Source organism: Dietzia sp. UCD-THP, assembly GCF_000349585.1.
Taxonomy (GTDB): domain Bacteria; phylum Actinomycetota; class Actinomycetes; order Mycobacteriales; family Mycobacteriaceae; genus Dietzia; species Dietzia natronolimnaea_A.
The window spans coordinates 125,781-146,493 of sequence record NZ_AOSR01000032.1; the positions used below are offsets into that span (position 1 = coordinate 125,781).

At 70.6% G+C, this 20,713-nt stretch carries 17 protein-coding genes and 1 pseudogene; 12 read left to right on the forward strand and 6 right to left on the reverse strand.

Features of this window, described 5'->3' with window-relative positions:
* Window positions 1-40: 40 nt before the first annotated feature.
* The 6 genes and pseudogenes from H483_RS24940 (at window position 41) to H483_RS24960 (ending at window position 7,441) form a co-directional block, all read left to right on the forward strand.
* Window positions 41-2,272: an acyl-CoA dehydrogenase gene (locus tag H483_RS24940; protein ID WP_017836003.1), complete on the forward strand. Its 2,232-nt coding sequence runs from the start codon at window positions 41-43 to the stop codon at window positions 2,270-2,272.
* A gap of 89 nt (window positions 2,273-2,361) precedes the next feature.
* A pseudogene (locus H483_RS40510) lies at window positions 2,362-3,411 on the forward strand (acyl-CoA dehydrogenase family protein); the annotation flags it as partial.
* A 42-nt stretch (window positions 3,412-3,453) separates the two neighbouring features.
* The gene (locus H483_RS40515; protein ID WP_371204011.1) at window positions 3,454-4,671 is read left to right on the forward strand and encodes an acyl-CoA dehydrogenase family protein; all 1,218 of its coding nucleotides are present in this window, start codon (window positions 3,454-3,456) and stop codon (window positions 4,669-4,671) included.
* A 45-nt stretch (window positions 4,672-4,716) separates the two neighbouring features.
* On the forward strand, window positions 4,717-5,826 hold the full coding sequence (locus H483_RS24950) for a bifunctional MaoC family dehydratase N-terminal/OB-fold nucleic acid binding domain-containing protein (protein WP_017836005.1): 1,110 nt from the start codon (window positions 4,717-4,719) through the stop codon (window positions 5,824-5,826).
* Window positions 5,823-6,257 carry a MaoC family dehydratase gene (locus tag H483_RS24955; RefSeq protein ID WP_017836006.1) on the forward strand — a complete coding sequence of 145 codons (435 nt, stop codon included), beginning with the start codon at window positions 5,823-5,825 and terminating at the stop codon, window positions 6,255-6,257. Before H483_RS24950 ends, H483_RS24955 begins: the two co-directional genes overlap by 4 nt.
* Window positions 6,254-7,441 (forward strand): lipid-transfer protein, encoded by a 1,188-nt coding sequence (locus H483_RS24960; RefSeq protein ID WP_017836007.1) that lies wholly within the window; start codon window positions 6,254-6,256, stop codon window positions 7,439-7,441. The genes H483_RS24955 and H483_RS24960 overlap by 4 nt, the downstream gene beginning before the upstream one ends.
* A 21-nt stretch (window positions 7,442-7,462) precedes the next feature.
* On the opposite strand, the gene H483_RS24965 is transcribed toward H483_RS24960, so the two are convergent.
* Window positions 7,463-8,542: an alpha/beta hydrolase gene (locus tag H483_RS24965; RefSeq protein ID WP_042329040.1), complete on the reverse strand. Its 1,080-nt coding sequence runs from the start codon at window positions 8,540-8,542 to the stop codon at window positions 7,463-7,465.
* 187 nt (window positions 8,543-8,729) lie between these two features.
* Between H483_RS24965 and H483_RS24970 the strand changes: the two genes are divergently transcribed.
* Window positions 8,730-10,379 (forward strand): AMP-binding protein, encoded by a 1,650-nt coding sequence (locus tag H483_RS24970; RefSeq protein WP_017836009.1) that lies wholly within the window; start codon window positions 8,730-8,732, stop codon window positions 10,377-10,379.
* A gap of 9 nt (window positions 10,380-10,388) precedes the next feature.
* Here H483_RS24970 and H483_RS24975 read toward each other — a convergent pair whose 3' ends face one another.
* Both H483_RS24975 and treS read right to left on the reverse strand, forming a co-directional pair.
* Complete coding sequence (locus H483_RS24975; RefSeq protein WP_017836010.1) at window positions 10,389-11,774, reverse strand: hypothetical protein; 1,386 nt, start codon at window positions 11,772-11,774, stop codon at window positions 10,389-10,391.
* Between the two features lie 11 nt (window positions 11,775-11,785).
* The gene (treS, locus tag H483_RS24980; protein WP_017836011.1) at window positions 11,786-13,597 is read right to left on the reverse strand and encodes a maltose alpha-D-glucosyltransferase; all 1,812 of its coding nucleotides are present in this window, start codon (window positions 13,595-13,597) and stop codon (window positions 11,786-11,788) included.
* A gap of 43 nt (window positions 13,598-13,640) precedes the next feature.
* Between treS and H483_RS24985 the strand changes: the two genes are divergently transcribed.
* Genes H483_RS24985 through H483_RS24995 form a run of 3 tightly spaced genes read left to right on the forward strand, consistent with a single transcriptional unit; the run spans window position 13,641 to window position 15,401 of the window.
* The gene (locus H483_RS24985; protein ID WP_031264614.1) at window positions 13,641-13,943 is read left to right on the forward strand and encodes a hypothetical protein; all 303 of its coding nucleotides are present in this window, start codon (window positions 13,641-13,643) and stop codon (window positions 13,941-13,943) included.
* Window positions 13,940-14,347 carry a hypothetical protein gene (locus tag H483_RS24990; protein ID WP_017836013.1) on the forward strand — a complete coding sequence of 136 codons (408 nt, stop codon included), beginning with the start codon at window positions 13,940-13,942 and terminating at the stop codon, window positions 14,345-14,347. The genes H483_RS24985 and H483_RS24990 overlap by 4 nt, the downstream gene beginning before the upstream one ends.
* A 10-nt stretch (window positions 14,348-14,357) precedes the next feature.
* Window positions 14,358-15,401: an LLM class F420-dependent oxidoreductase gene (locus tag H483_RS24995; RefSeq protein ID WP_017836014.1), complete on the forward strand. Its 1,044-nt coding sequence runs from the start codon at window positions 14,358-14,360 to the stop codon at window positions 15,399-15,401.
* Between the two features lie 40 nt (window positions 15,402-15,441).
* On the opposite strand, the gene H483_RS25000 is transcribed toward H483_RS24995, so the two are convergent.
* Window positions 15,442-16,302, reverse strand: coding sequence for a MaoC/PaaZ C-terminal domain-containing protein (locus H483_RS25000; RefSeq protein WP_017836015.1), 861 nt, complete (start codon window positions 16,300-16,302; stop codon window positions 15,442-15,444).
* Window positions 16,303-16,304: 2 nt separating this feature from the next.
* The gene (gene kstD, locus H483_RS25005) at window positions 16,305-18,053 is read right to left on the reverse strand and encodes a 3-oxosteroid 1-dehydrogenase (protein WP_042329070.1); all 1,749 of its coding nucleotides are present in this window, start codon (window positions 18,051-18,053) and stop codon (window positions 16,305-16,307) included.
* A 60-nt stretch (window positions 18,054-18,113) separates the two neighbouring features.
* Between kstD and H483_RS25010 the strand changes: the two genes are divergently transcribed.
* Window positions 18,114-18,899, forward strand: coding sequence for a 2-keto-4-pentenoate hydratase (locus H483_RS25010; protein ID WP_017836017.1), 786 nt, complete (start codon window positions 18,114-18,116; stop codon window positions 18,897-18,899).
* Between the two features lie 13 nt (window positions 18,900-18,912).
* Here H483_RS25010 and H483_RS25015 read toward each other — a convergent pair whose 3' ends face one another.
* The gene (locus H483_RS25015) at window positions 18,913-19,680 is read right to left on the reverse strand and encodes an IclR family transcriptional regulator (RefSeq protein ID WP_017836018.1); all 768 of its coding nucleotides are present in this window, start codon (window positions 19,678-19,680) and stop codon (window positions 18,913-18,915) included.
* 127 nt (window positions 19,681-19,807) lie between these two features.
* Here H483_RS25015 and H483_RS25020 point away from each other — a divergent pair.
* Window positions 19,808-20,713, forward strand: a 906-nt coding sequence (locus tag H483_RS25020; RefSeq protein WP_017836019.1) for a DUF222 domain-containing protein, incomplete at its 3' end; no start/stop codon positions are given.

The window sequence follows — 20,713 nt, forward strand, 5'->3', positions numbered from 1 at the left end:
ACCCGCGCCGGTTCGAACCCCGTCGCGACGAGGAGCCACCGTGAGTATCGCCACCACCCCGGATCAGATCGAGATCCAGAACTCGATCAGGTCCTGGGCCAAGTCCGTCGATCCCGTGGACACAGTACGCGCACAGGAGACCGACCCGGACGCGTGGAAGGCACATTGGGCCCAGTTGGCCGAACTGGGGATCTTCGGCGTGGCCGTCGCGGAGGAGTACGGCGGGGCCGGGGCCGAGATCCTCGACCTGGCCTGCATGCTCGAGGAGGCCACCGCCCGGATGGCCCCCGGCCCGGTCCTGTCGACCACCGTCGCGGGCGTGCTGGTCTCCCGCGCCGGGGGCGAAGTGGCCTCCGCCCTGGGCGAGACCATCGCCGAGGGCGGGCTGCCGGTGGGCGTCTGCCTGGGCCACGGGGTGGCGACCCTCAAGGGGTCCACCACTGAGGGGCCGACCACTGAGGACACCACCACCGGGGGCTCGACCACCGAGGGTTCGACCACCGTGAGCGGCGACCCGGGTGTCGCCTACGGCGGGACCACGGGCGGCGGCATCCTTCTGGCGGTCGAGATCGGCGGACAGACCCGGTGGGCGCTGCTCGACGGGGACACCGAGGGACTCAGAGTGACCGCCGCGACCCCGTACGACCTGTCGGCCTCCATCGGCCACGTGACGCTCGAGGACGTGCGGATACCGGACGACCGCATCCTCGACGGCATCACCACGGACCATGTCCACCAGCTCTTCGTGACCCTCGCCGCCGCGGAGGCCGCCGGGGTCGCCGACTACACGCTCACCACCGCGGTCGAGTACGCCAAGATCCGCGAGCAGTTCGGCCGGACCATCGGTTCGTTCCAGTCCATCAAGCATCTGGCGGCCGACATGCTCTGCCGCACCGAGCAGATCCGTGCCGCGGCATGGGACGCCGCCGCGGCCGCCGAGGACCTGCTCGCCAAGGACTCCGAGCTGCCCGTCGCGGCCGCGGTCGCCGGGGCGCTGGCCTTCGACAACGCCGTTCGCAACGCGCAGGACTGCATCCAGATCCTCGGCGGGATCGGCTTCACCTTCGAGCACGACGCACACTTCTACATGCGACGGGCGGGCGCGCTGCGCCAGGCGATCGGCGGTTCGGCCCGCTGGCGGCGCTCGCTGGCCGAGCTCACCCTGGCCGGCGCTCGGCGACACCTCGAGATCGACCTGTCCGAGGTCGAGGGTCTGGACTCCCGGCGCGAGGAGATCAGGGCCCTGGTGGCGACGGTCGCCGCGGTCTCCGGTGACGAGCGCAAGCGAGCCCTGGCGGACACCGGCCTGTTCATGCCGCACCTTCCCGAGCCGTGGGGACTGGGCGCCTCGCCCGCCGAACAACTCCTGATCGACGAGGAGCTCGAGGCCGCGGGCGTGAGCCGCCACAACATCACCATCGGCGGCTGGGCCGTGCCGACCATCCTGCAGGCCGCACCCGAGCACGCCGACCGGCTGGTCCGCGGCACCATGGCCGGCGAGATCACGTGGTGTCAGCTGTTCTCCGAGCCCGGCGCCGGCTCCGATCTCGCCGCGCTGCGCGCGACCGCGGAGAAGGTCGACGGGGGGTGGCGGATCAACGGCCAGAAGGTGTGGACCTCCCTGGCGCGCGAGGCCGACTGGGCCATGTGCCTGGCCCGCACGGATCCCGACGCCCCCAAGCACAAGGGCATCACCTACTTCCTCGTGGACATGAAGTCCGAGGGCATCCGGACCAGGCCGCTGCGCGAGATCACCGGTGAGGCGCTGTTCAACGAGGTCTACCTCGAGGACCTGTTCGTCCCCGACGAGTTCCAGGTCGGACAGGTCAACGACGGCTGGAAGATCGCGCGCACGACCCTGGCCAACGAGCGTGTGGCGATGGGCGGCGGCTCCTCGCTCGGCGAGGCCGCCGAGGAGATCATCGGGCTCATCCGCGCGGCGGGGGCCCAGGAAGACGCCCTGGTCCTGGACGAGCTCGGCAGGCACGTCGCCGACGGGGTGGTGGGGAGCCTGCTCGACCTGCGCACCGCCCTGCGGACCCTTTCCGGCTCCGGCCCGGGCGCCGAGTCCTCCGTCCGCAAGATCGTGGGCGTGCGCCACCGCCAGGACATCGCGGAGTTCGGGCTCGAGCTCACCGGTACCGGCGGCGTCGAGTTCACCGAGCAGGGGCGCAAGTTCCTCATGGTCCGCTGCCTGTCGATCGCCGGCGGCACGGAACAGGTGCTGCTCAACGTGGTCGGGGAACGCATCCTCGGCCTGCCCAGGGATTGACCGAACCCGTGCCTGAACCCCTCTCGACTAAGGACTGATCTGACGTGGACTTCACCCGTACCGAGACCCAGGCCGCCGTCGCCGAGGCCGTGGCCGGCGCACTCACCACCGCCGCCCCGGCCGACGAGCTGCTCACCGCCCTGCCCAGCCGAGGTGTCGCCGACGCCGGGTACGACGAGCGGCTGTGGTCCGCGTTCGCCGGGTCGGGCCTGCTCTCGCTGGGCCTGCCCGCCGCGCTCGGAGGCGACGACCTCTCGGTGGCCGACATCGCCGTGGTCCTCGAGGAGGTCGGCCGGTCCGGAGTGGTGATCCCCGCGCTCGAGACCCTCGGCTTCGGCGTCCTGCCGATCGTCGCCCTGGGCACCGCGGACCAGCAGAAGGCGCTCCTCGAGGAGATCGAGGACGGCCGGATCCTCACCGCCGCCCTCGCCGAGCCCGGGAGCCCGCTGCCGCTCGAGCCCACCGTGCTCCTTGACGGCGGGACGATCTCCGGCACCGCCACCGCGGTCCGCTACGCCGCCCAGGCCCGATCGGTCCTGGTGCCGGTGTCCACGGCCGAGGGTGCCCCCGTCCTCGTCGTCGTCGCCCCCGACGCCCCCGGGGTCACCCTGACCCCGACCCTCGGGTCGCTCGGCGTGCCGGAATACGCGATGCGGTTCGACGCGACGCCGGTCGACGACGACGAGGTGCTCCGCGGCGCTGGGGACGGATCGGTTCTCGAGGAGTTCCGACGGCTCGTCCTGGCGGCCTGCATCGCCCACGGCGACGGCCTGGTCTCCGGTGCGTTGGACATGACCGCCGACTACCTCAAGAACCGGGTGCAGTTCGGCAAACCCCTCGGCTCGTTCCAGGCGGTCCAGCAGGAGCTGGCCGACGTCTACATCATCTCGCGCACGCTGCACGTCATCGCCCAGTCGGTGACCTGGCGGGTCTCGGAGGGGCTCACCGGCCCGGCCGACCGCTACGCCACCGACCCGACGATCGGCGCCTACTGGCTGGCCACCGAGGGGCCGCGGGCGGTGCAGATCCTGCACCACCTGCACGGCGGGGTCGGGGTGGACATCACGTACCCCATGTTCCGGTACTCATCGGCCGTCAAGGATCTGGCCCGCTTCGTCGGCGGCGCGCAGTCCCACCTGGACGACCTCGCGTCGGCGGTGGCGTCCGATCCCGTCGAGCACGTGGCGCCCGCCCCCGCCGACGCCGGCGCCGGTGCGGCTCCGGAGGGCACCTTCATCGACCTCACTCCAGACCAGCGGGCACTGCAGGCCGAACTCCGCGAGTACTTCTCCACGCTCATCTCGCCCGAGGAGGCCGCGGACATCGCCACCACCCGCCACGGCGACACCTACGCGACGATCATCGAGCGGATGGGCCGGGACGGGTGGCTGGGCGTGGGGTGGCCCACCGAGTTCGGCGGTAAGGGTTTCGGCCACATCGAGCAGTTGCTCTTCACCAACGAGGCCACCCGCGCCGACGTCCCGCTACCCTCGGTCACCCTGCAGACCGTGGGCCCGACCCTCCAGAAGTACGGCTCCGAGGCGCATAAGGAGAAGTTCCTCCCCGGCATCCTCGACGGCTCGATCCACTTCGCCATCGGCTACTCCGAGCCCGACGCCGGCACCGACCTCGCCGCGCTGCGGACCACCGCCAGGCGCGACGAGGCGACCGGCGACTGGATCATCAACGGGCAGAAGATGTGGACCACCGGTGGCCACCACGCCGACTACATCTGGTTGGCCGCCCGCACCGGGGCCCCGGACTCGCGGCACCGCGGGCTGACCATCTTCATCGTCGACACCACCGACCCCGGGTTCTCGTACACCCCGATCATCACCTGCGACGGCGCCCACCACGTCAACGCCACCTACTACTCGGACGTGCGCGTCCCGGCGGACATGGTGGTGGGCGAGGTCGACGGCGGGTGGAAGATGCTCACCACCCAGCTCAACCACGAGCGCGTGATGCTGGCCCCGTCCGGCCGGCCGGGCGGGTACTACGACGAGCTGGTCGGCTGGGCCCGCGGCACCGGGGCAGACGGGGTCCGGCACCTGGACAGGCCGGAGGTCCGGCGCGGGCTCGCCGAGATCTTCGCGTTCGTCCGACTCAACGAACTGCTCAACTGGCAGGTCTCCTCCGCCGGGGAGAACCCGTCGATGGGTGACTCGGCCGCGTCCAAGGTGTTCTCCACCGAGAGGATTCAACACGTCGGTCGGATCATCGAAGAACTACTGGGCCGCTTCGGTGACCCCACCGATCCCGACACCGCGAAACTGCAGCGGTGGTTCGACATGATGAACAAGCGCAACGTCGTGATCACCTTCGGGGGAGGCGTCAACGAGGTCATGCGCGAACTGACCTGCATGGGCGGTCTCGGCATGCCCCGCACCGCCCGCTGACCCGACCCTCTGTCAGCCCGCCCACGAACGAACGAGAAGGCACTCATGAGTGACGAGCAGGCCGCCCGCATCCTGGCCGCCGCCGAGGAGGTTCGAGCCTCCGGCGGCAGTGCGCGCCGCGCGGGCCGCGATCCCATCAACACGCCGATGATCCGCAACTGGACCGAGGCGATCGGGGACGTCAACCCGATCTACACCGACGAGGCCGCGGCCGGTGCGGCCGGTCACGGAGGCCTCGTGGCCCCACCGGCGATGGCGCAGGTGTGGACCATGCGCGGTCTGGGGAAGGCTCGGGAGGCCGACGACCCGCTGGGGCGCATGACCGACATCCTCGACGCAGAGGGCTTCACCTCCGTGGTGGCCACCAACTGCGACTCGACCTACCACCGGTACACCCGCCCGGGCGAGGAGGTCACCATCTCCTCGGTGCTCACCGACGTCGTGGGACCCAAGACCACGGGCCTGGGGGAGGGCTGGTTCTTCACCACCCGCAACTACTGGCGGGTCGGCGACGAGGTCGTGGCGGAGATGGATTTCCGGATCCTCAAGTTCCGCCCCGCCGCCCGCGCCGCCGAGCCCGCAACCGACCCCGCCGCCGAGCCCGCTGTGGCGCCCGCCGGGATCGTCTCGAGCTCCGGTTCCCCCACTGACGACCTGGTGGTGGGCAAGGTGATGCGCCCGTCCGTCTCGCAGGACACCCGCTTCTTCTGGGACGGCGTCCGCGCCCACGAACTGCGCATCCAGACACTCGAGGACGGATCACTGCACCACCCGCCCGTCCCGGCGCTGTGGAAGGACAGGTCCGAGCACACCGACTACGTCGTGTCCTGCGGCCGCGGCACCGTCTTCAGCTTCGTCACCCACCACGCCCCGCGCGTCCCGGGACGCACCCGGTTCCCGTTCGTCATCGCCCTCGTGGAACTGGAGGAGGGCGTGCGGATGCTCGGTGAGCTGCGCGACGTCGACCCGGCCGAAGTGTCGATCGGCATGCCGGTCGAGGTCGACTTCCTCGACATGCCCGGCGACCCCGGTGAGGACGCCGCCTTCGGCACCGAGCCGTGGACCCTCTACGCCTGGCGACCGATCGTCGACCGCGCGACCACTGACCGTGCCACCACCGACCGTGCCACCACCGATCAGGAGGAGTCGAAGTGAGCGATCGAGTGATCTGCCCGGCCGAGCCGCCCGCGGTGGCGGTGGGGGACCGTCTGCCCGAATTGACCATCGAGGGGACCCCGACGTTCATCGTGGCGTCCGCTCTGGCGACCCGGGATTTCCAGGACGTCCACCACGACCGCGACCTGGCCCATGCCAAGGGCTCCAAGGACATCTTCGTCAACATCCTCACGGACACCGGTCTGGTCCAGCGGTTCGTCACCGACTGGGCGGGACAGCGCGCCCGGATCACGTCGATCAGGCTGCGCCTCGGAGTGCCCTGGTACGCGTACGACACGCTCACCCTGGCCGGTGAGGTCACCGGGGTCGACGACGACGGGCTGGTCACGCTCACGATCGTCGGCACGGACTCGTTGGGCGCGCACGTCACCTCGACGGCGACCCTCTACATGAACGGAGACCCGCAGTGAGCACCCATGCGGCCGGATCACTCGCCAACCGGGCCGCGATCGTCGGCATCGGTGCCACCGACTTCTCCAAGGACTCGGGCCGCTCCGAGCTGCGCCTGGCCGCCGAGGCCGTGCGCGCGGCCGTCGCCGACGCGGGCCTGCAGCCGTCTGACGTCGACGGCTTGGTGTCCTTCACGATGGACACCAACACGGAGATCGCGGTGGCGCGGGCCGCCGGCATCGGCAGCCTGAACTTCTTCTCCCGGATCCACTACGGCGGCGGCGCGGCGTGCGCCACCGTGCAGCAGGCCGCGATGGCCGTGGCGACCGGGGTGGCCGAGGTGGTGGTCTGCTACCGGGCGTTCAACGAGCGATCGGGGATGCGGTTCGGCCAGGTCAACTCGGCCCTGGTGCAGCAGGTCAACTCGTCCGGGACGGACAACGCCTTCTCCTACCCGCACGGGCTGTCGACCCCGGCCGGGTTCGTGGCGATGGTCGCCCGGCGGTACATGCACGAGTACGGAGCCACGAGCGAGGATTTCGGCCGGGTCGCGGTGGTGGACCGCACCCATGCGGCCGTCAACCCGCACGCGTTCTTCTACGACAAGCCGATCACGCTCGCGGATCACCAGAGCTCGCGCTACATCGCCGAGCCACTGCACCTGCTGGACTGCTGCCAGGAGTCCGACGGCGGTCAGGCGATCGTCGTGACCACCCCCGAGCGCGCCCGGGACCTGCCGCACCGTCCGGTGTCGATCGCGGCGGCAGCCTCGGGTTCGGGGCCTGACCAGTTCATCATGACCTCGTACTACCGCCCGGAGCTCGCGGGACTGCCGGAGATGGGGATCGTCGGCGACCAGCTGTGGGCGCAGTCCGGGCTGCGGCCGCAGGACATGGACATGGCGGTGCTGTACGACCACTTCACGCCGTACGTCCTCATGCAGCTCGAGGAGCTCGGCTTCTGCGGCCGAGGAGAGGCCAAGGACTTCGTCCGTGAACCGGGCGCGCTCGAGGTGGGCGGGCGGTTGCCGCTCAACACCCACGGCGGGCAGCTCGGCGAGGCCTACATCCACGGCATGAACGGCATCGCGGAGGGCGTGCGTCAGCTGCGGGGCGACTCGGTGAACCAGGTGCCGGGTGCGGAGAAGCTGGTCGTCACCGCGGGCACCGGGGTGCCGACGTCGGGCCTGGTGCTCACGGTCTGACCGCCGGTCTGACCCCGTGGCTCAGCTGCGCAGGCACCCGCGGACGAACGACCCGATGTCGCGCACCGCGAGCTTGGCCTCGGGGACCAGGGGGTGGAACACCTGGAACACGTGGAACTGGTGGGGCCAGAGTTGGAATTCGTGCCGGACCCCGTGTTCGGCGAACCGCTCGGCGAGCTTCTCGATCCCCCCGCAGAAGATCTCCTCGCCCCCACACTGGATGAGGAACGGCGGCCAGTCCGGGGACGGGACGTGGTTGATCGGCGAGATGGCGGGGTCGTCCGGGTCCACCCCCGGGGCGTACTGGCGTCGGCACAGCTCGGCCAGGCCGAGGGCGAGGAACGGGTCCTTGCGGGTGCGGTCGCGGGCGGTCATGTCCGTGAAGTCCAGATCCACCCACGGCGAGAGCAGGACGACCCCCGCCGGCATCGCGGCCTGCTTCGCGCCGAGGGCGGCCACGAGTTGGAGGGCGAGGTTGCCGCCGGCGGAGTCCCCGGCCACCACGATGTCCTGCGCCCGGAAGCCCATACTCAGCAGCCACTCCCAGCCCGCGAGGGTGTCCTCGGTGGCCGCGGGGTGCGGGTGCTCGGGCGCGAGCCGGTAGTCGGGCAGGAAGACCGGCACGCCGGTCTCGCTGGCCATCCGCGAGGCGAGGGCCTTGTGCGACCAGGGGGATCCGAAGGTGAAGCCACCGCCGTGGATGTGGAAGATCACCTTGTCCGAGTGGAAGAACCGCTTGCGACCCACCCACAACCCGGGCACGGGACCGTCCGAGGACCAGTCGTTGGTCGTCTCGAGGGCGGCCGCCCGGCCGGCTCCGGAGGTCAGCGCACGAAGACGCCCGAGGGACACGTCGGTCGCCGGCATCTTGTCCAGGGCGGGGCGAACGAACATCCTCAGGCCGCCGGCGAGCCCGCGGGACCGGAGGGTCCCCTGCTCGCCGGGGCCCGTCAGCGTCGGCGTCCGGCCCGACGGTCGGTCCGCCTCGGGGGCGGCAGATCGGCGACCGTCCACCGGGACGGTCCCCGTCCTGGTGGCGTGGGGCAGCATCAGGCCCCCGTCATAGGGCGCGCCGCTCTGTGGGGACCGCCGTGAACTCATGTCCAAAATGTAGGCGCTCACGGGCGCGGGGTCACGGAGAATCGCATTCGCGGAGGGAAGTATAGCTAGAACCCGTTCTATTTATTGGGAGTTTGACCTGATCAGGGTGCCGTCTGGACATGAGAACAAGTTCAGGTCACAATGTGAGGACAGCCACATTTTGACTGACCTCGCGAAGGATTCCGCCATGACCGAAGCTGCTGACCACTCGACCGATCCGCTCGCCGGCACCAATCCTGAGATGAACCAGGCCGCGGTGTTCGAGGCCGTCGTCGACACGATCCCGGACAACCCGTTGCTGACCATGGACGGTGTCGAGTACTCCTATCGCCAGATCGACGAACTCGCCAACCGGATGGGCCACCTGCTCCTCGCGCACGGCGCGGAGCCGCGCAGCCACGTCGCCCTCTACATGAAGAACAGCACCGCCCACATGGCGGCCATCCTCGGGTGCATGAAGACCCGGGTGGCCGGGATCAACGTCAACTTCAGGTACACCCCGCCGGAGCTGGTCTACCTCTTCAACGACTCCAGGTCGATCGCCGTGCTGGTCGACGCCGAGTTCGCCGAGACCATGGCCGCCGCGATCCCGGACCTCGAGACCGTCCGCACGGTGATCGTGTTCGGCGGCGTCCCGGAGGTTATGGCCTCGGCGTGCGCCGCCAAGGGCCTCACCGTTGTCGACGGGGACACCGAATGGCCGGCGCAGTCGGCGGAGCGTGACTTCGAGCCCGTCCGTGGCGACGACCACTGGATCGTCTACACCGGCGGCACCACCGGCTTCCCCAAGGGCGTGCAGTGGCACATGTCGGACTACTTCTACGCGTGCCTGTCGGGCGGCAACCCCTACGGCGACAAGCGGCACAGCCCCGACGAGGTGGCCGAGAACATCTCGCCCGACGGCGGGTTGAAGGTGGTCATCTCCGCGCCGCTCATGCACGGCGCGGGCCTGTTCACGCTGCTGACCTTCGTCAACCTCGGCGGCCACCTCATCATGTTCCGGGAGTTCGACGCCGCGGAGATCATCCGGGCCACGGCGGAACACAAGGCCCACATCCTCATGTTCGTCGGTGACGGCATGGCGGTGCCGCTGACGGACGAGCTGGTCAAGGCCACCGAGACCATGGACTTCAGCACGCTGTTCATGATGGCCTCCGGCGGCGGTATCTGGTCCAAGTCCAGTCGCGATCGGGTGCTCGAGGTGCTGCCCAACATCATCATCCGCGACAACTTCGGCGCCTCCGAGGCCGGTAACGACGGCGAGCTGGGGATGAACGAGTCCGGCGAGATGACCATCCCGGCCAGCCCGAAGCTCGGCGTGGTCGACGAGGACTTCCGACCCATCGAGCCGGGCTCGGACGAGGTCGGCTACATCGTCCGCCGCGGGCACCTGCCGCTCGGCTACTGGAACGACCCGGAGAAGACCGCCAGGACCTTCCCCGTGGTCGACGGCCGCCGCGTCTCGATCCTGGGGGACATGGGTCAGATCCGGGAGGACGGCACGATCGTGTTCCTCGGCCGCGGGTCGGGATGCATCAACACCGGCGGGGAGAAGGTCTTCCCGGAGGAGGTCGAGCAGGCGATCAAGGCCCACCCGGCCGTGCACGACGCGCTGGTCGCCGGGGCGCCGGACCCACGCTACGGGCAGAAGGTCGCCGCGGTGGTCTCGTTCCGCGAGGGGCAGTCGGTCGAGCAGGACGAGCTGTCGGAGTTCCTGCGGCAGTCCCTGGCGAACTACAAGGTCCCCAAGGTGATCGTCGACGTGCCCGAGATCCGCCGCTCGCCCGCGGGCAAGGCCGACTACAAGTGGGCCAAGGACCAGCTCCCCGTGAGCTGACGCACGACGCTAGTCCGTCGCGAGGATTCGCTCGACCGCGCCCAGCGGGACCCCCATCCAGCTGGGCCGGTTGCGCGACTCGTACACCACCTCGTAGACGGCCTTGTCCAAGGTGTACGCCCTCAGGAGCGCGCCGGTCTCGCGCGGGTCGGAGTCGCTGACCTCGGCGTACCCGGCGCAGAAGGCGTCGACGTTGCGGTCCCGCCACTCCCGGGCCCGGAACCGCAACTGCCGGTCGTCGACCCCCACCAGCGTGTGCTGGGCGGCGTAGTCGAGACTGCGCAGGATCCCGGCCACGTCGCGGGCGGGGGAGTCCGGCACACGGCGCTCGGCCAGCGGGGCGGACGGTTCCCCCTCGAAGTCGATGATGATCCACCGGTCCGGGGCCCGGAGGGCCTGGCCCAGGTGCAGGTCGCCGTGGACGCGGTGGACCGGCACCGGCCCGGACCCGGCGACCTCGTCGAAGACCGCCCGCGCGGCGTCGGCGAACCCGTCGAGCGCGGGCACCTCGGCCACCGCGTCGTCGAGCCGCGCCCGCATGCCCGCCACGATCTCGGAGCCGTCCCGGGTGGTGGTGCCCGTCGCGGCCGCGAGGTCGTCGTGGACCTGCGCCACGGCCGCCCCGAGCCTTCTGGACTCGTCGGCGAAGTCGGTCCCGACCTCGTCCGCCAGCAGGTCGGCCTCCGCGAACAGGTCGCGCACGCTCGCCGTGGCCATCGCCCACCCGTCGGCGGCGCCGGCGAGGAACTCCTGGGCCATGGCCAGCGTGGTGGCCCCGTCGGCCCCGTCGGCCCCGTCTGCCATGTCGTCCTCGAGTTCCACCCAGCCCCGCAGCGACGCGACGGCCGGGCACTCCCGACCGGCCAACGCGGCGTGGAGCTCCACATCGGGGTTCAGCCCCGGTTGGACCAGGCGGAACACCTTGACCATGAGGTCGTCGCCGAAGACCAGGGACGAGTTGGACTGCTCTCCCTCGAGCAGCCTGCCGCGGGCGGGTTCAGGGGCCGGGGCGCCCTCCACCAGGCGGAAGCGCAGACCCCCCACGTGGTCCTGCGCGGCGAGGTGGGTCACGAGCGACTCGGTCCCGCGCGGGTCGCGCAGTCCGTCGTAGACCACCGGTGAGGCGCCCTCCGGGGTCAGCGGGAGCGCCCGGCGGTCGTCGGGCAGGGACTCCGCGGTGGCCAGCGGGACCTGGTAACGCTGCGGCCGACCGTCCACCTCCACGTCCACCAGCAGGTGCTCCACCAGGACGTCCTCGTGGTCCAGGAGGATCACGCGCCGGGCGATCCGCACCGCGGACAGCCGCCGGCCCTTGCCCGCGAACCACCGCTGTCCGGGAAGCCACTCGGTCAGCAGTGTGACCATGGTGTCGTCGTCGACCGGGGGGATGCTCATGGGAGTGCCTCTCATGCCGGTGTCTCGGTGGGACTGCGCAGCTCCAGCCAGTAGAAGCCGTACCCGGGGAGGGTGAGCTGGTACGGGTCGGCGTCGATCTCGGGAAACGGGACCCCGCCGGTGAGCTCGGTGGGTCGGCGGCCGGCGAACCCCGAGAGGTCGAGTCGCACGGCCTGCGGGAACCTCGAGAGGTTGTTGACACACAGGATCACGTCCGCCTGCGGGTCCTCGTCGGGGGACCCCATCGTCCGGAGGTAGGCCAGGATGCTGGGGTTGGACCCGCCCAGGTCGACGAACTCGCCGCGCCCGAACGCGGGGTGGCTCTTGCGCACGTGGATCATGCGACGCGTCCAGTGCAGCAGGCTCGCGGTGGAGTTGAGCTGCGCCTCGACGTTGACGCCCTGGTACCCGTACTGCGGGTCCATGATCACCGGCAGATAGAGCCGGCCCGGGTCGCAGCGGGAGAAGCCGGCGTTGCGGTCGGGGCTCCACTGCATGGGTGTGCGGACGGCGTCGCGGTCGCCGAGCCAGATGTTGTCTCCCATGCCGATCTCGTCGCCGTAGTAGAGCACCGGCGACCCGGGCAGGCTGAGCAGCAGTGCCGAGAACAGTTCCAACTGGTTGTGGTCGCCGTCGAGGAGCGGGGCCAGGCGCCGCCGGATGCCGATGTTGGCCTTCATCCGCGGGTCCTTGGCGTACTCGGCGTACATGTAGTCGCGTTCCTCGTCCGTGACCATCTCGAGTGTCAGCTCGTCGTGGTTGCGCAGGAAGATGCCCCACTGCGCGGAGGAGGGGATGTCGGGGGTGTGCGCGAGGATCTCCGTGACCGGGAACCGGGACTGGCGCCGCACCGCCATGAAGATCCGGGGCATCAGAGGGAAGTGGAAGGCCATGTGGCACTCGTCGCCCACCTCGGGCTCGCCGAAGTACTCCACCACGTCCTCGGGCCACTGGTTGGCCTCGGCCAGCAGCACCCGCCCGGGGTACTCCTCGTCCACGACCGCCCGGCACTTGCGGAGGAACTCGTGGGTCTCCGGCAGGTTCTCGCAGTTCGTGCCGTCGCGCTCGAAGAGGTACGGCACGGCGTCCAGGCGGAACCCGTCGATCCCCAGGTCCAGCCAGAACCGCAGGACGTCGATCATCGCGTCCTGGACCTCGGGGTTGTCGTAGTTGAGGTCGGGCTGGTGGGAGAAGAAGCGGTGCCAGTAGAACTGCCCCCGCACCGGGTCGTAGGTCCAGTTGGACGTCTCGGTGTCGACGAAGATGATGCGGGCGTCCGGGTACCGGGTGTCGTCGTCGGACCATACGTAGAAGTCCCCGTACGGCCCGGTGGGGTCGGAGCGCGACTCGGTGAACCAGGCATGGGTGTCGGAGGTGTGGTTCATCACCAGGTCGGTGATCACCCGGATGCCCCGCTGATGCGCCTGGTCGAGGAATTCGACGAAGTCCTCGACGGTGCCGAACTCGGGCAACACGGCGCGGAAGTCCCGGATGTCGTACCCGCCGTCGCGAAGCGGCGAGTCGTAGAACGGCGGCAGCCACAGGCAGTCCACCCCGAGCCACTCCAGGTAGTCGAGCTTCTCCGTGAGCCCGCGCAGGTCCCCGGTGCCGTTGCCGTCCGAGTCGTTGAACGCCCGCACCAGCACTTCGTAGAAGACCGCGGACTTGTACCAGTCACGATCGATCTCGAGCTCGGCCGCGTGCCGGTAGCTGTCGGCACTGGGCTCGACCACGTGCCCGTCGTCGGTGAGCTCGGGCTCCGCGTGCCGGGGATCGGGGTGGCGGGGATCGGCCTGGTGTTGGTCGGGCTTGTGGCGCGACATCGGAGACATGGGGGCGAGCCTACGGCCCAGTACGATCCGTTGCATGTGGAAAATCGGCCCGGCGGAGCGTATCCGCGGCCTGAGGGGCGTGGATCCCGCGCGGTCGTACCGCGGGCGGCACGGCCGCCGGGCGCGCGCGCTGGCGGCGTTGCTGGACGGCGACGACGACGAGGTGGTCGTCCGCCCCTGGGAGGTGCGACTGCCCCGGACGGTCATCCTCGCCGCGGCCCGGAGCAGGGGGCTGGAGCCGGTCGGCGCCCCGGGGGAGCTCGCGCGACGCGGACCGTGGCTGGATCCGATGCGCTTCGTCAGGTCGGACGGCGCCCGCTCGGCGGACCGGCGATGAGCATCGGATGGCTGCTGGTGCTGGTGGCGCTGCTGCCGATCGCCGCGTGGCTGGTGGCCCTCGCGGCGGTGGCCGGCCGCCGGGCGCTGCGACGCCGAGGGGATGACCAGACGCGGCGCCTGCGACTGGCGCGGATGCTGGGGTCCGCCGACCTCGTCGTCGTCCCCACCTCGGACGTCGATCTGCCGGAGTCCACCGTCCTGGCGGTCGCCACCGAGGCGGGGATGCGGTTTCTGGGGTACGAGCGCACCGACTCCCCGCTGCGTCGACGCGTCGGGGTGTTCGTGCGGGCCGGGGGAGAGGTCGATGCCGTGATCCGGGGCGACGCCGCGATCCTGGGCGACGCCGCGATCCGGGGCGACACCGGGCCGACCCGCGGCCGGGGCGCCCCGACCCCCCGGTAGCGTTGCCCCCATGCGCATCGGAATGGCTCTCAACTACAGCGGCGGGTTCGCCGAGACGGCCGCGGAGGCCGCCGACCTCGAGCGGGCGGGGCTGGACATCGCGTTCGTCCCCGAGGCCTACTCGTTCGACGCGGTGAGCCAGCTCGGCTACCTCGCGGCCAAGACCTCCACCATGGAACTGGCCTCGGGCATCCTGCAGATCTACACCCGTACGCCCACCCTGACCGCCATGACCGCCGCCGGCCTGGACTTCGTCTCCGACGGCCGCTTCACCCTGGGCCTCGGCGCCTCGGGCCCGCAGGTCGTCGAGGGCTTCCACGGCGTGCGCTACGACGCCCCGCTCGCCCGGACGCGCGAGGTCATCGAGATCTGCCGCAAGGTGTGGCGCCGGGAGAAGGTCGTGCACGACGGGGCCAAGTACCAGATCCCGCTGCCCGCCGACCAGGGCACGGGCCTGGGCAAGCCGCTCAAGCTCATCAACCACCCGGTGCGCTCGACCATCCCGATCGTGCTGGCGGCGCTCGGACCGAAGAACGTGGAGCTGGCCGCCGAGATCGCCGACGGGTGGCAGCCGATCTTCTTCCACCCCGAGAAGGCGCACGTGGCGTGGGGCGACCCGCTGGCCAAGGGACGCGCGAAGCGCGATCCCTCGCTCGGTGAGCTCGAGGTCTACGCCGGACCCCCGCTGGCGATCTGCGAGGAGAGCGAGGTCGCGGGCTACCTGGACTTCGTCCGTCCGCACCTGGCCCTCTACATCGGTGGCATGGGCGCCCGCGGCAAGAACTTCTACAACGAGCTCGCCTGCCGCTACGGCTACGAGGCCGAGGCCGCCCGCATCCAGGACCTGTACCTGGACGGTAAGAAGGACGAGGCCGCGGCAGCGGTGCCCGACGAGCTGGTCCGGTCGGTCTCGCTGATCGGCCCCCAGTCGTACGTGGCCGAGCGGGTCGAGGCGTTCCGTGAGGCCGGGGCCACCACCCTCACGGTCGTCCCGATGGCGATGGACGCCCCCGGCCGGATCCGGTTGGTGGAGCGGTTCCGCGACCTCTGCTGATCCACCGGCGTGGCCGCCGGGGGAGTTGGCCAGCCCCCGGTCAGGCGAGGTCGACCACCACGTTCTTGAGCACGGGGGCGTCGTCCCGCTCGGCGGCCGTGGCCGCCACGAGCAGATGCGAGCCGTCCTCCCAGACGCGGATGCGCATGGTCTCGCCGGGGAAGAAGATCCCACCGAACGTCACACCGTAGGCGCGGACCCGCTCGACGTCCCCGTCCAGGACGTGGTCCACGACGGCCCGCAGCACCATTCCATACGAGCACAGGCCGTGGAGGATCGGCCTCGGGAACCCGGCCGCCTCGGCGAACGCCGGATCCGAGTGCAGCGGGTTGCGGTCCCCGCAGAGGCGGTAGAGCAGCGCCTGCTGGGGCAGGCTCGCGACCTCGATGGTGTGATCGGCCTCCCGCTCGGGGTACTCGACCTTCTCCGAGGTCCCGCGCTCGCCGCCGAATCCCCCCTCGCCGCGCGCGAAGATCCCGGACCGCGAGGTCCACAGCTTCTCGCCCTCCGTGGAGACGGTCTCGGATTCCTGGATGATCACGGCCGCCGTGCCCTTGTCCTGGATCTCGGCGATCCTGGTCGTGGTGACGGCGGTGCCGGCAGCGGGGATGGGCCGGTGCAGGCTGACCGACTGGCTTCCGTGGACGACCTTCGCCAGGTCGATCTCCACCCCGGGGAAGGACACCCTCGGCGCCTCGGTGACGTTCATCGTGGCCGCGACGGTGGCGAACGACGGCAGCACCTTCGGGTTCGAGTCCTCCACGTACCGCAGCCCGGCCGTGTCAATGGGGTCCCCTGCAGCACCGACTCCGAGCGCGTACAGCGCCACGTCGGAGGCGGTCCAGGAGAACTCCTGCGAGGGGAGTTCGGCCCCCAGGGCCTTCGAGAGGTCGATCGGCACGGTCAGACTCCCGTCTTGTCGATGGTGGTGGGTGCGGCGGCGGTGGATCCGGCCGTCGCGCCGGCCAGAATGTGTTCGACCGCGAGGTACCCGAAGACCATCGCGGGACCGATGGTCGCCCCGGGCCCGGCGTAGGTGTGTCCCATGACCGGCGACGACGCGTTTCCGGCCGCGTAGAGTCCCTCGATCACGGAGCCGTCCGACCGGAGCACGCGGCCGTGGACGTCGGTGGTCGCCCCGCCCTTGGTCCCGAGGTCTCCGGGCACCATCTTGACGGCGAAGAACGGGGCCTTGCGGACGGGCCCGAGACTCGGGTTGGGCTTGTTGGTGGGGTCGCCGTAGTAGTGGTCGTACCCCGAGATGCCGCGCTGGAAGTCCTCGTCGACGCCCTTCTCGGCGAAGCCGTTGAACCGCGTGGCCGTCCGTTCCAGCGCGTCGGCCGGGACCCCGATCAGGCCGGCGAGTTCGGCCAGGGTGTCCGCCTTGTGGAAGTTCTCCGTCTCGAGCCACTTCTTCGGCAGCGGTTGCTTCGCCTGCAGTCCGGCGAAGAGGTACCGGTTCTTGTATTCCTGGTCGAAGATGAGCCAGGCCGGGACGTTCTCGCCCTCGGCTCCCTCCTGGCCGGCCGGCGCCTGACCGTACTCGCCGCCGTACATCCGGTGGCCGGCCTCGACGTACGGAAGCGACTCGTTCATGAACCGCTCGCCGCGCGAGTTGACGAGGAACGAGCAGGGCAGGGACCGCTCGGCCAGCGCGAACCACGGGCCGCGGGGGAGCAGGATCGTGGGACCCCACCAGGCGTCCTCCATGAGCGCCAGCTCCGCACCCAGCTTCTCCATGTATTCGATGCCCTCACCGGTGTTGCCGGCGGCGCCCACCGTCCAGGAGGTGGGGATGGGCTGACGCTGGTACTTGTCCCGCATCTCCTGGTTGTGCTCGAACCCGCCCGAGCCGATGATCACGCCCCGACGGGCGCGGAGCGTCTGCTCCTCGCCGCCGCGGGTCACGGTGATGCCCACGACCCGCTCCTCCAGGCCACTACCCTCGGTGACCAGTCCCGTCATCGGGGTGTTGAGCCACACCGGGACGCCCGCGTCGAGGAGACCCTTGCGCATGGCGCCGATGAGGGCGCGGCCCATGCCGACCATATTGGCCCCGCGGGCCTTGGCCACCAGCATGCGCATCGTCACGCGGACGGAGCGCCGGAAGCCCTTGGTGGTGGGGCGTTGGAGCAGGTTGAGCCAGCGGTAGTCCGACTGCTTGACCACCATGTTCGCCGGGGCCTTGGCGTAGGGGGGTTCGAGCCTCGACGCCTCGGATCCCAGTTGGCGGAGGTCGAACGGCCTGGGTTCCACGGACCTGCCACCGAGTCGTCCCCCCGGGGCCTCGGGGTAGTAGTCGGAGTAGTCCACCACCCACTCCAGCTCCAGGGGTGAGTTGGCGAGCACGAAGTCGAGGACCTCGGGGCCGCGGTCGACGTACGCGTCGATCCTCTCCGGGGCCACCACATCGCCGATGATCGAGCGCAGGTAGGTGCGGGCGGCCTCCGGGGTGTCCTGCACCCCGTCCCGCCGGAGGACGGAGTTCCCCGGGATCCACACGCCGCCTCCAGAGCGTGCGGTGGAGCCACCGTAGTGCGGCGCCTTCTCCACGAGGACCACGCTGAGGCCCTTCTTCGCTGCTGTGAGGGCGGCCGTCATGCCTGCTCCACCGCTACCGACGACGACGACGTCGAACTCCTGGTCTGCCATGTAGAACACGTTATAGAACCGGGGGCTCGAGCGCCAGACGATCGAGGTAGCATCCCCGTCATGCTCACCGAGGAGACCCGCGCCACACTCGCACAGCGACTCTGGGATGCCGAGGCCGAGGTGGCGCCCATCGCGCCGCTCACCGCCGACCACCCCGAGATGACCCCCGACGACGCCTTCGAGATCCAGCTCGTCAACATCCGTCGCAAGCTCGAGGCCGGCGCGGTGGTGACCGGCCACAAGGTGGGCCTGGCGTCCAAAGCGATGCAGGAGATGATGGGCGTCGACGAACCGGACTACGGCCATCTCCTCGACACGATGGAGTATCCGGAAGGGGCTCCGGTCGAGGCTGCGCGGTTCTGCTTCCCGCGCGTCGAGGTCGAGGTGGGGTTCATCCTCGGCGCCGACATCCCGCCGGAGGGGTGCTCTCAGGAGGAGGCTGCCGCCGCCATCGAGTGGGTCGTGCCGTCGATCGAGCTGATCGACTCCCGCATCCGCGACTGGAAGATCAGCCTGCCCGACACGATCGCGGACAACGCCTCGTCGTGCGGGTACGTCGTCGGTTCGCAGCGCGTGAGGCTGGCGGATCTCGACGTCGCGGCGATCGACGCGACCCTCTACAAGAACGGTGAGTTCCTCGCCTCCGGTCGCTCCGACGCGGTGCTGGGCAACCCGCTCAACTCGGTGGGGTGGCTGGCCTCGACGGTCGCCAAGTTCGGCGTTCGCCTGCGTAAGGGCGACGTGATCCTGCCCGGCACCGCGATCCGCGCCATGGACGCCGCTCCGGGCGATTCCTTCCGTGCGGAGTTCGCGGGTCTGGGCGAGGTCACCATGGAGTTCATCTAGAGCCGCCGACCCGCTACTCGTCCTCGGTCGTGGCCATCGCGCGACTGGCGGCCGCCGCGACCCTGGTGACGAGCGGCTCCAGTCGTGTGAGTGCCGATCTGTCTGCTGCGCTCGCGGACAGCGCCGCTATCGCACGGGTGCCGCTGGTGCCGCCCTCGTCGTCGTCGAACACGGGGGCGGCCACACAGTAGAGGCCGGGTGTCAGCTCGGCGCGGTCCACCGCCCGCCGGCGGCGCCGGATCTCCGCGAGCTCCATCGCGAGCGAGTCCGGCGAGGTGAGGGTGGTGTCAGTCCATGCGACCAGCGGGCCCTGGGAAACCCGCTCGGCGGCCGCGTCGTCGAACGCCAGCATGGCCTTGCCCACACCCGTGCAGTAGGCCGGCAGTCCTCCGCCGATCCGGGACGGGGACGGGATCGGTCGCGGACCGTGCAGCTTGTTGAGGTACACCACCTCGTCGCCGTGCAGCGTGGCCAGGTGCACCGTCGCCCGTGTCGCCTCGAAGAGGTGCGCGAGGAACGGTGTCAGGACACGGCGGGTTCGTTCGTACGCCGGGGAGGCGGGGATCGGGTCCAGCTCGTGCACCAGAGGTCCCAGCCGATAGCGCTGGCCGATCCGGGTCACCGCGTCGTTTCGTTCGAGCGCGCCCAGGAGCCGGAGGGTCGTGGACTTGGCCAAGCCGGCCTCGCGGGAGATCTCGCTCAGCGTCAATCCGGTCCCCGCGGCCGTCACCCGCAGCACGTCGAAGGCGCGGTCGACGGGGGAGGCGGGCGGTTCGTTCATGCGGTGAGTGTAGCGCGGGGGGCCGACAGGCCAGGTCGAGAGAATCGAACACTTGCGCGAACATGCACGTGCGAGTAACATCGAACGCGCGTTCGATTCACCTGGCGACGAAGGTGGGGTGGTTCCGATGATGACGACGACGAGCTCGGCGGCGTTCGGGGCGCTGCGCGCCGTGCCGGAGGCTCTGGACACGCTGGGCGCCGAGGCGCTCAGTGAGGTGGCGCGGTCGGCGACGCTGGCGCAGAATCTCGCGGCGGCGACCCGGTTGCGGGCCGCGCATCATCTCGTCGAGGCGTTGGCGCGTCTGGATGAGGCGGCGCACGATGACGGGGCGAGCCCGCGGCCGGCGTTCGCCCGCCTGGACCCGACCGACCGGGCCCGTGACCACCTGGCCGCGGCCATGTCCCTGACCTGCTGGCACGCCGCACGCCTGGTCACCGCCGGTACCCAGATCCACACCCGCCTGCCCCTGCTGCGCAAGGCCGTCGACCGGGGCCTGCTGCCAGAACAACTGGCCATCGACACCGCCTGCCGACTGGCCGACATCCCCGACCGGATCATCGCGGAAGTGGAGTCGGAGGTCGTCGGCGCCCTGGCCCGGGACCTGGACGGGGGCCACCGACCCAGCCGCACCGCCCTGGACACCGCGGTCGACGCAGCGAGAGAACGCCACGATCCCCGGGCCGCCGAACACGCCGTGGCCGACGCCGCCGAACAGCGCACCGTCCGGTTTCGCCCCGGCCGCAACGGCATGACCAGCATGTGGGCCCACCTGCCCAGCAGTGACGCCGAGAAGCTGCGCCGCCGCATCGAGGCCGCCGCCCGCACCGCCTGGCAGTCCGGCCATCCCCGCACCCGCAACCAACTACGCGCCGACGCCCTGTGCGCCCTCGGGGACCCCAACACCGACGACATCTGCACCCCCGTACGCCATGCCGAAGACACCGCCCACAACGCTGACAGCGCCGAAGGCGCCGACACCGCTAGCACGGAGGGGCCGCGGCTCGGGGCGTCCTGGGGCACCGAGCAACCA

What these genes read in the sequence shown, in the direction of transcription:
- H483_RS24975 (WP_017836010.1), bottom strand. Translation starts at nt 11,774, where the DNA reads ATGAGCATCCCCCCGGTCGACGACGACACCATGGTCACACTGCTGACC.
- H483_RS25015 (WP_017836018.1), bottom strand. Translation starts at nt 19,680, where the DNA reads ATGAACGAACCGCCCGCCTCCCCCGTCGACCGCGCCTTCGACGTGCTG.
- H483_RS25010 (WP_017836017.1), top strand. Translation starts at nt 18,114, where the DNA reads ATGCTCACCGAGGAGACCCGCGCCACACTCGCACAGCGACTCTGGGAT.
- H483_RS24985 (WP_031264614.1), top strand. Translation starts at nt 13,641, where the DNA reads ATGTGGAAAATCGGCCCGGCGGAGCGTATCCGCGGCCTGAGGGGCGTG.
- treS (WP_017836011.1), bottom strand. Translation starts at nt 13,597, where the DNA reads ATGTCGCGCCACAAGCCCGACCAACACCAGGCCGATCCCCGCCACCCC.
- H483_RS24990 (WP_017836013.1), top strand. Translation starts at nt 13,940, where the DNA reads ATGAGCATCGGATGGCTGCTGGTGCTGGTGGCGCTGCTGCCGATCGCC.
- kstD (WP_042329070.1), bottom strand. Translation starts at nt 18,053, where the DNA reads ATGGCAGACCAGGAGTTCGACGTCGTCGTCGTCGGTAGCGGTGGAGCA.
- H483_RS24995 (WP_017836014.1), top strand. Translation starts at nt 14,358, where the DNA reads ATGCGCATCGGAATGGCTCTCAACTACAGCGGCGGGTTCGCCGAGACG.
- H483_RS24965 (WP_042329040.1), bottom strand. Translation starts at nt 8,542, where the DNA reads ATGAGTTCACGGCGGTCCCCACAGAGCGGCGCGCCCTATGACGGGGGC.
- H483_RS24950 (WP_017836005.1), top strand. Translation starts at nt 4,717, where the DNA reads ATGAGTGACGAGCAGGCCGCCCGCATCCTGGCCGCCGCCGAGGAGGTT.
- H483_RS24970 (WP_017836009.1), top strand. Translation starts at nt 8,730, where the DNA reads ATGACCGAAGCTGCTGACCACTCGACCGATCCGCTCGCCGGCACCAAT.